The following is a 13,849-nucleotide window of genomic DNA, read 5'->3' as shown; positions in this document are numbered from 1 at the left end:
GAATTGGCTCTTTCTTTACAGTAGATAGTTTTTAGAATATCAATTTAGCTGAAAAGTGATAGTTTTTCAGCAGCCTCAGAATATTGAGATGTCTTTTTATAAAGAACTTATAAAAAATTAAGCTCCAAAAGGGTTGATGTATCAGGAATTAAGTGGTGTATTATACGTCGTTTTTCATGTTGCTCATTCCTTTCACTGTTTAATATCATCGATTTGCATTAGCGATTGACAAGGGATAGCCAGACTTCTAGAATAAATAGTGGTATCGGTTACATAACGACTTAAACTGGGAGGCAATGACGATGGGACAAGTGATTCGACCGTATCAAGCTGGGGATGAACAGGGAATTTGGCAGCTGAATACTAAGGTGCTAGGCTATGCTTTTCCCTATGAGGATACGGTGGCGAAGTTGGCAACCTTGGCTCAAGACCCCCAGCATCGGATTCTAGTGGCGGAAGTCCATCAGCAGGTGGTGGGCTATATTCATGGCACTCAGTACGACGTGCTTTATGCCCCCTCTTATAAAGATATTATGGGACTAGCGGTGGCCGAAGCCTATCAACATCGTGGTCTCGGGAGAGCTTTGTTAGCAGGGATTGAAGCGTGGGGCAAGGAGACAGGAGCTGCGGGGGTTCGTTTGGTGTCGGGAGCAGAGCGACTCGCGGCTCATGCTTTTTACGAAGGCTGTGGGTACCAAAGAAAGAAGGGACAAGTGAATTTTCGAAAAACGTGGTAGCCAAATAGTTTGGTAAGTGATTTGGAGGGGAAGTCTGATTTTTTCAGAAGGATGTTGTCAGTAAGACGGGCACCCCTTTCCCACCCAAAGAAAGTCGCGAGGGGATCGCGACTTACTTAATAAATGGTTTGTTATAATTAGTGGACAACTGCTTCCTAGAAACAAAAATGCGTGATTTTTTCTATACCCTAGGCGATCCCTGGAGTCCCTTCCAGTTCATAGGTGTCAGCCTTGCTTGGCGGCGGCTTCATGGTGGAGTGTTTTGCCATACCAATGGGCTTTATAGGTCAGTTTTTGTAAGAATTTTTGCCAGTCAGAGTAGCTAAAATTGCCAATGGACTGTGGCGGAGTGGCGAGGATGTGAATCGTGTCAAATTCCTTCACCAAAAGCAAAGAGAGTTCATCCATATAGGCTTCTTGACGAGCGCGTTTGTGGCGATGCAAAGCCAGGACCCGCTTTTTTTGTTTTTGATAATTTTTTGCATCCTTAAGCTTGACCAAGCGTCGGCGAGCACTGATACCCCGAACTTCTAAGCGACGTTCTTCCTTGGCGATTTTTTGCTTCAATTGCTCCTGATCGAAAGCCGTTAAATCCAGCTGCTGATCGGTAGCCAAGAGCTGGCCAGGAGAATAGCGAATCGTCAGCTTTTGTTTGGTTTTGGGTAAGTGGCGCACTTGCTCTTCGCAAAGGAGAGACACGTAGAACTCTTCCAGATTTTTGGCAGAAATGGTGGCGGACTTGATGGTTCCCTTGATTTCACGATGTTGATGAAGGGGGACCAAGCTTTTGATTTTCGGCAGTTTCAGCTGGCCATTTTCGATGCGGATCGTCCCTTGTTGATTGTTGGTAGTGTAAGACTGCCACATGGCTTTTTTGGTTTTCAATTTGGGATGACTGCAACGGCCGGCATAATAATTGCGAAACGCCCGCTCCAGATTTCGCTGAGCGTTGGCTAAGGCGAGGCTATCGGTTTTTTTGAGAAAAGGATAGTCCTGTTTCAACTTCGCTGGTGTCAATGCTTCTTCAGGATACTCCCGCAATTCTTGATGCTCTCGATTTTTTAGCAAGACATTGTAGGTGAAACGGACGCACCCAAAAGTCTCGATGAAAAATTGTTGCTGCTCAAGCGTGGGATAGATGCGAAATTTATAGGCCTTCAATACGTTCAATTGGTCACATCCTTTCTGATAAAAAATCTGAAAATTCATACATTGAATTGTGTAAAAGTGTAATGAATATTTATAAAAAAATCAAGCCAAAAGTGGATATTTTATATTAAAAAATAAAATCAAAGGCTGTCTTTTGATGGAAAGCGGTAGAAAAAGGCTGAGGTTAAGCGGTTTTTGGTAGGGGAAAGGATATACGCTGATCAGAATAGTTCGCCTTTCATCAGGGAGTAAAAGTAAAAAAGAGTCTACCCACTGAAACGGTAGGCAGACTCTGTTTCCTATTCCTCGTTTGGCAAGGAAGCGACGCGTTTAGCCATCAGGATATCTGGCTTGTGCCAACCATTGGCATCGGGAATGACGCCGACGATCTGGTAGCCAAGTTTTTGATAAAATTCATAAGGGTGGTGGTTGCGGTTTTCAATTTCTTGGATTGCTTGGAGGGGATTTTGAAAAAGGTCCCCTTCGCTTAAACTGGTTTCAAATTTTTCATCATCGGTGCCAAGATACACGGTGAGCCCACCGCGAGAGGCGATCTCATTTTCGATAAAGGTCATGAGGCGGGCACCAATCCGGCGTTTGCGATGACTGTCCCGGACGATCAAGGGATGCAATTCCCAACCAGTGACGCCATATTGGGGAATCGCTCCTACAAAGCCGACTAACTCATCATCATCAATGGCGGCAATCGCCAAACGGTCTGGCGCCATCAAGTGATCCACCTCGGTTGTGGCAGTTTGCCCATAGCTTTGGGGCCAAGTCGCCGCTAACATATCAGCTAACTCTACTTTTAAAAGTGTGTCTTCACGATCGAATTCTGTCACTATCATTTTGTCACCTACTTTTTGTGTTAGGGCTATTGTACCAGTTACCAGCAAAAGCGGGTAATGTTTGGTTTGGCGTGGAGCTGGTAGGACATAAAAAATAGGGTGGACTTGCTCCCGGCGAATCTCTCGGGTGGTAGTGGGAGCGGTAAATGTCAACCAAAGATCAGTTGTCATTTTGATAGTTCATCTTAGCGATTTACATTTAGATGAACTGTACCCGATTTGTTGCTTTAACCCTCGGAGATCCTTGACACCACTACCCGAGAAGTTCTTCTGTAACAAGTCAGCCCTGTTTTATCGATAATCAATTTATTCCCTTTGCTTCGTAAATCCAGCAAGTTATTTTCTTGTAGGATAGCATGAGTACCGTGAAAAAGGTGAGATTTAGCGTAGTAGAATTGGATTGACAGTAGCTCTAAAGATGCGTAATGAATTACTTAGAGTTGTGGTGCTTGCACCACTTACTCTAAGTTTGAATGTGCAAGACAAAAGACAAACAGATTTTTTGTTTGGCTTTTGTCGGTCTAGCTACCGTCAACCCAATTTCTACGGAGCTAAATTTCATCTTTTTCGAAGCATCAAAATGACGGTATGATACGCCACTTAATTCCTGATACATTAGCCTTTTTGAAGCGTATTTTTTTATAAGTTCTTTATAAAAAACCGCCCGATTGTCGGACGGTTTCGTGAGTATCGTTGGTTACAAGCCACCTTTGAGGACTTCTTGTTTCAATTGGTAAATCTTTGAAGGCCGCCCGATGCCTAGCGGGCGTTCACCGATTTCATCAAAGTATTGCAACATGGCTTTTTTGTAATTGGAGTGATCGATGGAGCGGAAATCCACTCCCCAGAATTTGGCAAAGACTTTGCGGGCTTCTGTGATGGTGAAGCTATCCCCTAAGACTTGTAAGACTAAAGGTTCGTGTTCCATCTTGTTAGCCACTCGTTTGAAGGCTTTCAAAATGATTTGGCTGTGGTCAAAAGCGAGGGTATCATGGCCGGTGGAGGCGCCAGTATTGAGATCTAGTGTGATTGCTACACCACCGGAAGTCAGATGGAGCTGGTGACCTTGGCGTTCCATGTTGAACCAGCGCACTTCATTGGCATCATCGCCGGCAATCAAAGGTTCTTCACCGATAAAGGCCAAATAGCTGACGGTCACCACCCAGCCGCGGGGATCCCGGTCTGGGGTGCTGAAAGTGTGGAGCTGCTCGATATTGTGTTGACTGATGGTGACGCCAGTTTCTTCTTTGGTTTCCCGGATGACACTGTCGTCGGTGGATTCTCCTTGTTCCACAAAGCCCCCAGGTAAGGCCCAAGAATTGCGGTAGGGGTGGCTTTTCCGTTGAATCAAGAGGGTTTTTAATTGGTCTTCTTCCTTGTTGTAACACATCAAAACCATATCGACGGTCAAGGAAGGTTTGATATATTCCGGATGTTCTTGCCGGTGATACCAGTCAAGAAATTCCGCTTCCGTGGCGGCTTGCTCAAAATACTGCTTTTCATCGGCTTTGTTGGCAAATTCTTTCATGGGGACCTCCAATAATCAGTAAATAGGTTCTAGCTAGGCAACGAACTAGAAAAGCACCGTCACCAAGAAAAGGCTGGCGGTCAGGCAACTGTTTCTTTTTAATTGTAGCATGTTTTTCCACCAGTTTTGCTAACAAATTTAGCGGAAAATCGCGGGAATAATCAGGTTGAAGAAAAATAAAATGAGGTAAAAAGGCAGGACCTTGTTGCTGCGATCTTTGATGGCTAAAAAGCCACAAAAAGCGACACCGGCAAAAAAGAGTATGCGAATCACTAGTAAGACGGTGAGAAAACTCGGCAATAGGTCTTGGGTATTAAAATAGCCGTAAATCCGTGGGTAAAAGGTACAAAAGACCATGTGGACCAAGGTCAAAATCGTAATCACGGTAATCAGGTAGCGATGTTTTTTTTCCATAACAAGGTCACCGGAAAGCGGCAACAACTTCCACATCCTTTTATCATAAGTTCGCAGGCTTTTCGACAAGCCAGTTCTAATAAAACATTATAGCATTGAATCCTTGGTGTGGCGAAGGAGAATCCATGGCAACGGGAAAAAAGCCGTTAAACATCTTATGAATTGTGGTATACTAGCTAGGAATGACCAGTCCACCTTGATTGAGGGGCTTTTTCTTTAAAAAAAGCTAGCGACTGCTCACTGCGAAAACCAGGGGCAGGAAGGACTTACTTCTTAGCTCTTACCATTGGCGCACCAAGAAACTGAGATTCAATATCAAGGAGGAATTACCGTGACTGAAAAGCAAACTTTTTATATCACGACACCAATTTATTATCCAAGTGGGAAACTGCATATCGGCAATTCTTATACGACTATTGCTTGTGACGCGGTGGCGCGTTACAAACGCTTGATGGGCTTTGATGTCTTTTATTTGACCGGCGTGGATGAACACGGCCAAAAAATCGAGAAAAAAGCTGAAGAACTTGGGGTCGCGCCGAAAGAATACGTGGATCGGATGGCGGCGGATATTCAAAAATTGTGGAAAACCTTAGATATCAGCTACGACAAGTTTATCCGTACCACTGACGATTACCACTATGCGGCTGTGCAAAAAATCTTCCAACAACTCGTAGACCAAGGAGACATCTATCTAGGGGAATACGAAGGTTGGTACTCTGTCTCTGATGAAGAATATTTCACTGAAACCCAACTGGCGGAAGTCTATCGGGATGATGCGGGCAAGGTCATCGGCGGGAAAGCACCAAGTGGTCATGAAGTGGAACTAGTCAAAGAAGAATCTTACTTCTTTAAGATGAGCAAATATGCGGACCGCTTATTGGAATACTACGATGCCCATCCAGATTTTATCCAACCAGAGTCTCGTAAAAACGAAATGATCAACAACTTCATCAAACCTGGTTTGGAAGACTTGGCAGTATCCCGGACTACCTTCAAGTGGGGGATCCCGGTGAATTCTGATCCTAAACACGTGGTGTACGTCTGGATTGATGCTTTGGCAAACTACATCACTGCTCTGGGTTATGGTTCAGAGGATACGAGCTTGTTTGACAAATTCTGGCCAGCAGACATCCATATGGTAGGGAAAGAAATCGTCCGCTTCCATACGATTTACTGGCCGATCATGTTGATGGCATTGGACTTGCCGTTGCCGAAGAAAGTCTTCGCTCATGGTTGGTTGCTGATGAAAGACGGCAAGATGAGTAAATCCAAAGGTAATGTCGTATACCCTGAAATGTTAGTGGAACGCTACGGTTTGGATGCTTTGCGTTATTACTTGTTACGCTCGGTACCATTTGGCTCAGATGGCGTCTTCACTCCTGAAGATTTCGTCGCGCGGGTAAATTACGACTTAGCCAACGATCTAGGGAACTTATTGAACCGGACCGTAGCCATGATCAATAAATACTGCGAAGGTCTAGTCCCAGATTACAAATCAAAAGTCACCGCCTTCGATAGCGAATTGTCGACTACCGCTGCCAATGTGGTGGGACGCTACCATCAAGCTATGGACAAAATGGCCTTCTCCACTGCTTTAAGTGAAGTCTGGACCTTGGTTTCACGGGCCAATAAATACATCGATGAAACCGAGCCATGGGTCTTGGCTAAAGATGAAGAACGTCGCGCCGAATTGAACTCTGTGATGGTGCATCTGGCTGAAACCTTGCGAATCGTTGCCATTTTATTGCAACCAATCATGACGGAAACACCGAAGAAAATCTTCAAACAATTGGGCTTAGATCCAGATACCATGAACTTGGAAGATTTGCATTTCGGGGAATTCCCTACTGATACCAAAGTCGTCGCAAAAGGCACCCCAATCTTCCCACGCTTGGAGATGGAAACCGAAATTGCCTACATCCAAAAGAAAATGGCAGAAGGCACCGGCATCTCCTCTGAGTCTGTGAAATGGGACCCAGAAGAAACGACCCTCACCTCAGAAAAAGCTGAAATCAAGTTTGACGATTTTGAAAAGTTGGACTTGCGAGTTGCCGAAGTCATCGACTGTAAAAAAGTCAAAGGAGCCGACAAGCTGTTGCAACTGCGACTAGCCGCAGGAGACGACCAAGATCGCCAAATCCTTTCCGGTATCGCTGAGTTTTATCCAGATCCAGCGTCCTTGATTGGCAAAAAAGTCGTGATCGTCGCCAACTTAAAACCGCGAAAACTGCGGGGCTTAATCAGCCAAGGAATGGTCTTATCCGCTGAAGACGACAAAGGCAACTTGAAAGTCGTCGAAGCACCAAAAGGTATGCCAAACGGCGCCGGAATTGCATAATTGATAAAAAAGCTATTCATCTCGTTGCTGGGATGGATAGCTTTTTCTATATGCAGATTTTTTGAGAAAATCGTTTTAACTAATAGAATTGGAGAAATTCAATGTTGTTTTGACAATCAATATTTCATAGAATAATTACCCTAAAAAGTTACATTTGAAAGTTTTTCTAAATAGTCGGCATAGTCATGCATATCAAAATATCGTAATGTTTGAAGAACAATTTGCATGTTTTCGATATCATTAATTATGTAAGCCTCAAAAAAAGAAAGGATTACTTTATACTTCAAATCGTCAACGTCAATTATTTTCTTTAAAGACTTAATGATCAGTGATAAAGCCTGGGTTTCACCACGCTCTGCTAATAGATACAATGCGTTGAGATGCATTTTCTCAAGAAGCTGATACTTTTTGTATAAGGGGCCATAAAATTCTTGCTTTTTGTTTATATATTTTAACGAAAATAACAAATAATCAGTTTCGAAAATATACATAAAATTGATAAAAAGAGCTGCTTCGAATTTACCCCAAGTTTCTATTTGTGAAAGATATTTTTGTATTTTTTCAGCATAGGTGTTCATCTCAATCTGGCTTAGTGGATAAATATTTAATTTACTCATAGCCATACGGTATTGTGCAAATAAGTGAAAATAATAAAAATCACCAGTTTTCGTATATTCTATCTCGATTTTTTTAAGTAATGATTTTAGTCTTTCAAAATCATGATGATAATAAAGCGACTCAAGCATTGCTGCAAAATTTTTTTTATGTACTTCTGAATTACTTGTTAGTAAAAAATCAAATTCTTCCATTGAAACATTTAATTTTTCTAAATACTGACGCAATAAATGATAGTTGATTGCTGTTCCGCCCAGTTCATAGCTTCCTAGAGTATTTCTAGCAGAAATCCCGTCAGCTAGTTCTTTTTGAGTAATTCCTCTTTCGATTCTTAATTTTCTTAATAAGGTATTTGGTGTCAATAAAATCAATCCTTTTTTGTGCCGAAATATTGGGCAAGTTTTATAGAAAGTTTTGTTTCATTGTATAGTAGTCATATCAGAGAGTAAAGGGGGGGGAAATGATGAACATGATTCTTAATTGGATTTATCAAATTTGGGAAATTGTTGGAACAAAGATGTAATTGGTTGGGGAGCATAGGCTTTTTTATTGGAGGTTTGATTATGAAAAAAATTTTTCTTTTAGCGGGTGTTTTATTTTCCTTAACTTCATTTTCCATAGGGGAAGCAAATGAAGTAGATGCAGCCTCAGTCTCAAAGATTGAAGGAATATCGCCACGAATAAAGATTGCAGAAGTTCCGAGTTTAAGATTTTTACGTGAAAAATATGTTAATGGTAAATGGGTTCATTGGACATCACAAACACTTAAAATGACAACAATAAGGTATCAAACGTCTTTTACAATACAAAAATATCCTTATGGTGAGGAAGTCTGGTACAACGAAAATGGCGTTCCAACTACGAGAAGTTACTATGTACAATACGGATATACTACGTATTGATCTCTACAATTATGAGGTGAGAGTTGTATGAAAAAAATTGTATTTCCTATATTTATAGTGTTTTGCTCTTTAGCCATGTCTTATCCAATGACAGGTAATGCAGCAGAGATGAGAAAAGATAACCAAAAACCATCTGAAATTCTATATAAGAGTTTACTAAAGGATACTCCTGAGGTTACAAAGACTGGAATTCAACCTAGGATAAAAGTAGCGACTCTAAAATATCAAACTGAGGCGATTTTTACTCGTCCAAATGGTAGTTCACCTTGGGTACTTCAGTATGAAGATATAAAGTCAACAACAGAAGTAAGATACAATACTGGATGGAAAACAGAATATCGAATTGACAAAGTGCAAGAAGTACCTGCCGGAGAAACTGGTAGTGGACCAACTGTACTGAGAATTGAAAGAAGAACCTATAAATATACTGGATACTAATCTAATCATATTTTTCTTTTTGAACCAGAGAAGGTGCACTTCTCTGGTTCTTAACTCACGTCCTCTATGGCTAGCTATTTTGTGTGGCAGTGAGAGGTCTCTATACGTTTAACAATGGGAAGTGCTAGTTGATGGCACCTTATAGTATCCTAAGGTGAATGATTCTTATTTTTGAGATTAGTTTTCTGGAGGAAATACTGTGAAAAAAATATTAATCTGTTTGTTGCTGATTTGCATTTTGGGAGGATGCTCAACCAAGAAAAAACTGAAAAGTGTGACCTATGATTGGGCGCCTCCATTGGAAGATATTCGTTGGGGGATGGGTGAAAAAGAGGTCTTAGAAGCTGTTGGTTTAGAGGAATCTGCGGGGCAATGGAGCGTTACTAATGATAAACAAGAAGTTCTATCTTTTTCGAGAGTTATGAATACCAAAGTTGGCATGGCCTCTCCTGATTTCGTATTTGAATCTGGATTTGGTTTAGTTGGAGTTGTACTCTGGTACTTACCAATGGAAGAAGCTGCCGACGAAACTTTGGAGAAACTAGAAGAAGCCTATGGAAAAAATAGTGATGGACAATGGATGGGAACAAAATTTGGAGAACTGGGATTATCAAAAGAACAGATAGTAACTTTTAGTGATGTTATGAAAGTATCTGACGATGAATCAATTGTTAAAATTTCTTTGAATCAGGATCCAACAGCTATTAGTTATCAAAAGTGTATATTTGAAGCTAAATACGCTGCTAATTTAGAACAGGTGTTAAGATAGTAGAATGATGTATTAAAAATCTATAGCAAATTGAATAATGTCTATAATACGACCTGAGTTAATACCAAATGGAGGCGTTAAGAATGACTGAAAAACAAGAAAGAGATATTTGGGTCTTAGAGGTTCAGCAGTGGCTGAATAAGACTTACGGTAGTGTCGAGGGTTTCGGTAATATTATTGAAGATGGCTATACTGGATGGGGAACCGTTTATGGACTTATCCGAGCAGTACAACATGAGCTTGGCATTACTGATTTAGTGAATAATTTTGGTGCAACAACTCAACGATTATGGGATGAACAGGTGACGGGAAAACTAGAAAATGGTTATAAGTCAAATATTGTTCAGTTAATTGATGGTGCATTTCGCTGTAAAGGGTTTGGTCTTGGTAAGTTCACTGATGAATACACAAGTGAAAATGATGAGACAATTGCATCATTTATGACTGCTGCAGGTTTTGAAACTGCAGGCCAATTAAACTCAATGTGGGCAAAAGCTTTGTTTGATATGAGTGCTTTTTCACTGGTTCCAGGTGGTGATTTAAAAACTCAGGAAATGCAGAAAGACTTAAATTTAAAGTATTCTGAAAAAACAGGTATTTTACCGTGCGATGGTATTTATCAACGGGCAACTAATACAGCTTTGATTTATGGCGTGCAAAAAGAAATTGGCTTATGGGAAATCGCAAATGGTAACTTTGGACCAACAACTCAAGAAGTTTATGGCACATTAGCCTCAAGTCATCAAGTTGAAGTATATCCAAATTTGATGAAACTAATTCAATATGCGCTCTATCAAAATCTGAGAACATTAATGAATGGTATTGTAACTTTTTCAAGTGAATATGATGATGCTACTCAAACTTCAATTGTTGTTTTTCAGTCATTCCTCAATATTTATGATGATGTAGAAATTGGTTATCCCGATTTAACTACTATGATGTCATTAATGCTTTCATCGGGCTCGGCAGATCGAAGTTTTCCTGCCGTTGATACCGCAGAACAATTAACTCCAGAACAAATCAAAACTCTAGCAGATAGTGGAGTAAAGTATGTTGGACGGTATTTGACAGGGACAGTTGGGAACGAATTTGTTCCCAAAAACCTTACTTTAGAAGAAGCAAACAATATTATTCAATCAGGTATGGCGATTATTCCTTTATATCAAGACAATAACCCTCTCGTTGAGTATTATACTCTGGAACAAGGTATGTCAGATGCCATGGCAGCTTTTGATGCTGCTGAAGTACTTGGGTTCGAACAAGGAACTATTATCTACTTTGCGGTTGATGTAGATGCCTTAGATGGGGACATTATAACTAATATTATTCCTTATTTCCAAGGAATTCAAAATGAGTTTACGCGATTAGATGGTAAATACCGTGCCGGTGTCTATGGGACCAGAAACGTTTGCATTCAGGTGAAAGATACCACAAACACAGCAGGAAGTTATGTGTCTAATATGTCAACTGGATGGTCAGGGAACCTAGGTTTCTCACAGCCTACAGATTGGATGTTTGATCAGTTCAATGAACCGAGTGGAGGGATTGGGACTGGATCTGGAGCCGTTTCGATTGATAAAGTTAACTCATCAGGCTTTGATACAGGTGTTACTAGTGTAAAATATTTAAGCTTTGATTATGCAATGTTTAAGCGATTAGGTTCAAAAGCTATTAATGAATTATTGGAGAGTGAATCCTTCGAGTTTGGTTTTACATTCCCAATCTGGAAATTTGGTCCGGTAGAAGTAGATATGACACTTGATGCAGCTCTACAAGCAGCAAATCCAAATGCCAATCTCCTTCACGCTAGTGCGGGTATTAAAAATGGAAAACTAGATAAAGATATCTCTGCAGAGTTTGAAAGTGTTGTAGGCTCAATCACGGCAGAGAAAGTTGAAGATAATTTAATTAAATTGACTCAAGGCGTGGAAACTGGTGGACTTGAGATTAGCGTTGAATATGTAGAGGATAAAATTAATATATCAGTTGTGATCAATATGATCGATTTTAATCTAGATGGGGAACAAATTACTACATCAGTGAAGTATGATATTAAAATCGAACCAAACTATTATGGTGACAAGTTCAAGAAGATTTTTGACGCATTGATGGAGGCAAATAAAGAAGCTGAGGGACTTATTTGGTTACTGATTTTCCTAGGTGTTTTGGTAGGGCTAGCGGTTGCAGGTCCTGCATATGCTTTAACTGGTGGAGTTGCAGCAATAGCCCTCATGTTTTTTGAAACTCTTAAAAATAGTAATATTTAAAAGTAATTTAGTGGGTTACTAGATCTATGATATACTTATGGAGGATGTAAACGTCTTCCATATTTTTTTGAGGTGATAAAATGGACACATACTTGTCTTTAGTGGGATCAATCTGGACTATCGCAACTTTTTTTGTATTAAAGAAGTGGGGAAGGGCTTTTCTTACATATCGTAATCGACAGATTGAGATTAAGAAATTACCAAAGTCAAATAGGAAGAAAATCAATTCTTATTTACATACCTATCTTCCAAAATCTTTTTTTCCCTTACAAAAACTTAGAGTAATTTTACATACTGTATATATTTTTGGACTTGTCTTATTTGCTTATTCCCAATTTAAGGCGTATTTTCTTGCGGAGGATTCTAGTAAGGCATTATTAATTTCTTTGAATTTTATTAGCTTATGTTCTATTCCGCAGATTTTCCTACAATTTATGATTTATCGTGAAAAGTCGAAATTACAAAAATTACTGCCAACTCATGATGAGGAAATTGATGAAATCATTACAAAAATGGTTTCTAAAGACCTTCCCATTGATATTCTAGCGATAAAATATTTAATTGGAACGACTATCTTCATTCGAATATGTTTATTTATATACAGGCTATTGGTCTTTTGAAATATGTTGAGGTACTTTTCTCAACTACTTTTATCGTCGCCGTTGACTTATATTAACTATCTAGTTCACAATTTAGATTTTGTATATTGTCTTTTGATTGGCTTCTAAAGCTAGCTATTTATCTCGTTGCTGGGATGGATAGAGGAACCTATCTTCATTTTTAAACTTTGGAATGCCAAACCCTGCATTTTCTACAATTGGATTCTTCTTAAAGACTGGAGAGATTTTTAGAACTTCCGATAGCAATCCTAATCTAAAATAAAGGGAGTATCAAAACGACTTCTATGGAAATTTAGAAGTAGTGTATTTGACTATTTAGACCTATGCTATACTTATGGAAGAAATATGCTGACTTCATTGTTAAGACTAGCTAAGTTTGGTTAATTTAATTCGTTTACTCTTATACAGCCGGGAGAATGTCAAAGTAAATTTACAAATAATATTTTGAAAAATGACAGTAATTTAGAACTGTTTGCTTTGCTATTGGTTTTCGGTACTTAAACTAAACTATCATGTCTCGCGGCGCTTTTCTTATGTTAAATATGTAGGTAGGGGAAATAAAATGCTTGAACAAATATTAAATGATTATCCTATGCTTATTTCAGTATTCATTTTTCTATTGATGATGGGATATTCCAGACTACGAATTACTCTTTTTGAACGAAAATTTAAAGAAGCGTTGAATTCAGTGACAGATAATAACTCACAACTTTACTCGGTTGAATTGAATTCACAAGAAAAATCAAAATTTCGCATATATACTATTCTTGCTGTAATTGGTATTGTAATTATGTTTAGCTTAGTAGGGTGTGCGTATTATTATTTTGTTCAATCCGAGGGGAAGATTGTTTTTTTACTTAGTCTATTAATAGCTGGTACAAGTTTACTTGAGTTTCCACGCCTTTTTTATGTTATGAATGAATTGAAAAATAATCATCTAATCCTAATTGACAAGAAAAATAAACCGTATAAAGTTTCCCTATCCCATGATCAAAAAAGGAAAGCCAAAGTATTATTTTTTTATCGGATGCTTCTTATAACCGGCTTTTTAGTTTTAATCAGTGGTATTGTAGGAATATATCAAGCACTTAATACTTTTGGTTTAATTTAGACTATGTTTGTTTTGAGACACTATCAACTGAAAGTAATAGAAGATAAGTAAGCGGTAAAAAATGGTATTCAGCTGTTATGTCGATTAATGATAGTTTGAAAATGGACAGTTGT

Annotated in this window: 13 protein-coding genes; 8 read left to right on the top strand and 5 right to left on the bottom strand. The window is 39.4% G+C overall.

Annotated features, from left to right (window positions below; genetic code table 11):
* Window positions 1-302 precede the first annotated feature (302 nt).
* Window positions 303-737, top strand: coding sequence for a GNAT family N-acetyltransferase (locus ACO03U_RS03970; protein WP_204685331.1), 435 nt, complete (start codon window positions 303-305; stop codon window positions 735-737).
* Between the two features lie 225 nt (window positions 738-962).
* On the opposite strand, the gene ACO03U_RS03965 is transcribed toward ACO03U_RS03970, so the two are convergent.
* The 4 genes from ACO03U_RS03965 to ACO03U_RS03950 all read right to left on the bottom strand — a co-directional run bounded on the left by ACO03U_RS03965 (window position 963) and on the right by ACO03U_RS03950 (window position 4,676).
* Entirely contained in the window at window positions 963-1,907 is a 945-nt protein-coding gene (locus tag ACO03U_RS03965; protein ID WP_204685333.1) for an RNA-guided endonuclease TnpB family protein, read from the bottom strand.
* Between the two features lie 278 nt (window positions 1,908-2,185).
* Window positions 2,186-2,734: an aminoglycoside N-acetyltransferase AAC(6')-Ii gene (gene aac(6'), locus ACO03U_RS03960; RefSeq protein ID WP_161870759.1), complete on the bottom strand. Its 549-nt coding sequence runs from the start codon at window positions 2,732-2,734 to the stop codon at window positions 2,186-2,188.
* 697 nt (window positions 2,735-3,431) lie between these two features.
* The gene (locus ACO03U_RS03955; RefSeq protein WP_161870760.1) at window positions 3,432-4,262 is read right to left on the bottom strand and encodes an NUDIX hydrolase; all 831 of its coding nucleotides are present in this window, start codon (window positions 4,260-4,262) and stop codon (window positions 3,432-3,434) included.
* 138 nt (window positions 4,263-4,400) lie between these two features.
* Window positions 4,401-4,676 carry a hypothetical protein gene (locus ACO03U_RS03950; RefSeq protein ID WP_204685334.1) on the bottom strand — a complete coding sequence of 92 codons (276 nt, stop codon included), beginning with the start codon at window positions 4,674-4,676 and terminating at the stop codon, window positions 4,401-4,403.
* 331 nt (window positions 4,677-5,007) lie between these two features.
* Between ACO03U_RS03950 and metG the strand changes: the two genes are divergently transcribed.
* The gene (gene metG, locus ACO03U_RS03945) at window positions 5,008-7,014 is read left to right on the top strand and encodes a methionine--tRNA ligase (protein ID WP_204685339.1); all 2,007 of its coding nucleotides are present in this window, start codon (window positions 5,008-5,010) and stop codon (window positions 7,012-7,014) included.
* Between the two features lie 140 nt (window positions 7,015-7,154).
* Here metG and ACO03U_RS03940 read toward each other — a convergent pair whose 3' ends face one another.
* Entirely contained in the window at window positions 7,155-7,991 is an 837-nt protein-coding gene (locus ACO03U_RS03940; protein WP_204685340.1) for a helix-turn-helix domain-containing protein, read from the bottom strand.
* Between the two features lie 201 nt (window positions 7,992-8,192).
* On the opposite strand from ACO03U_RS03940, the gene ACO03U_RS03935 reads away from it, so the two are divergent.
* From ACO03U_RS03935 to ACO03U_RS03910, 6 genes are all read left to right on the top strand, one after another.
* Entirely contained in the window at window positions 8,193-8,531 is a 339-nt protein-coding gene (locus ACO03U_RS03935; RefSeq protein WP_204685341.1) for a hypothetical protein, read from the top strand.
* Between the two features lie 27 nt (window positions 8,532-8,558).
* On the top strand, window positions 8,559-8,969 hold the full coding sequence (locus ACO03U_RS03930; protein WP_204685343.1) for a hypothetical protein: 411 nt from the start codon (window positions 8,559-8,561) through the stop codon (window positions 8,967-8,969).
* A 199-nt stretch (window positions 8,970-9,168) separates the two neighbouring features.
* Window positions 9,169-9,738, top strand: a complete 570-nt coding sequence (locus tag ACO03U_RS03925; protein ID WP_204685345.1) for a hypothetical protein — start codon at window positions 9,169-9,171, stop codon at window positions 9,736-9,738.
* Window positions 9,739-9,821: 83 nt separating this feature from the next.
* Entirely contained in the window at window positions 9,822-12,005 is a 2,184-nt protein-coding gene (locus ACO03U_RS03920; RefSeq protein WP_204685352.1) for a glycoside hydrolase domain-containing protein, read from the top strand.
* An 80-nt stretch (window positions 12,006-12,085) separates the two neighbouring features.
* Window positions 12,086-12,625, top strand: coding sequence for a hypothetical protein (locus ACO03U_RS03915; RefSeq protein ID WP_204685354.1), 540 nt, complete (start codon window positions 12,086-12,088; stop codon window positions 12,623-12,625).
* Between the two features lie 562 nt (window positions 12,626-13,187).
* A complete protein-coding gene (locus ACO03U_RS03910; protein ID WP_204685356.1) occupies window positions 13,188-13,736 on the top strand; it encodes a hypothetical protein in 549 nt (182 codons plus the stop codon).
* The last annotated feature ends 113 nt before the right edge of the window (window positions 13,737-13,849 follow it).

Origin of the sequence: Enterococcus diestrammenae, from assembly GCF_049384045.1 — a bacterium.
GTDB lineage: Bacteria > Bacillota > Bacilli > Lactobacillales > Enterococcaceae > Enterococcus_C > Enterococcus_C diestrammenae.
Note: the sequence above shows the minus strand (reverse complement) of the source record. Positions and strands in the feature narration are given on the sequence as shown.

Coding starts and splice junctions, on each gene's coding strand:
- ACO03U_RS03935 (WP_204685341.1), top strand. CDS start 8,193: ATGAAAAAAATTTTTCTTTTAGCGGGTGTTTTATTTTCCTTAACTTCA.
- ACO03U_RS03950 (WP_204685334.1), bottom strand. CDS start 4,676: ATGGAAAAAAAACATCGCTACCTGATTACCGTGATTACGATTTTGACC.
- ACO03U_RS03930 (WP_204685343.1), top strand. CDS start 8,559: ATGAAAAAAATTGTATTTCCTATATTTATAGTGTTTTGCTCTTTAGCC.
- ACO03U_RS03915 (WP_204685354.1), top strand. CDS start 12,086: ATGGACACATACTTGTCTTTAGTGGGATCAATCTGGACTATCGCAACT.
- ACO03U_RS03910 (WP_204685356.1), top strand. CDS start 13,188: ATGCTTGAACAAATATTAAATGATTATCCTATGCTTATTTCAGTATTC.
- ACO03U_RS03955 (WP_161870760.1), bottom strand. CDS start 4,262: ATGAAAGAATTTGCCAACAAAGCCGATGAAAAGCAGTATTTTGAGCAA.
- ACO03U_RS03970 (WP_204685331.1), top strand. CDS start 303: ATGGGACAAGTGATTCGACCGTATCAAGCTGGGGATGAACAGGGAATT.
- ACO03U_RS03920 (WP_204685352.1), top strand. CDS start 9,822: ATGACTGAAAAACAAGAAAGAGATATTTGGGTCTTAGAGGTTCAGCAG.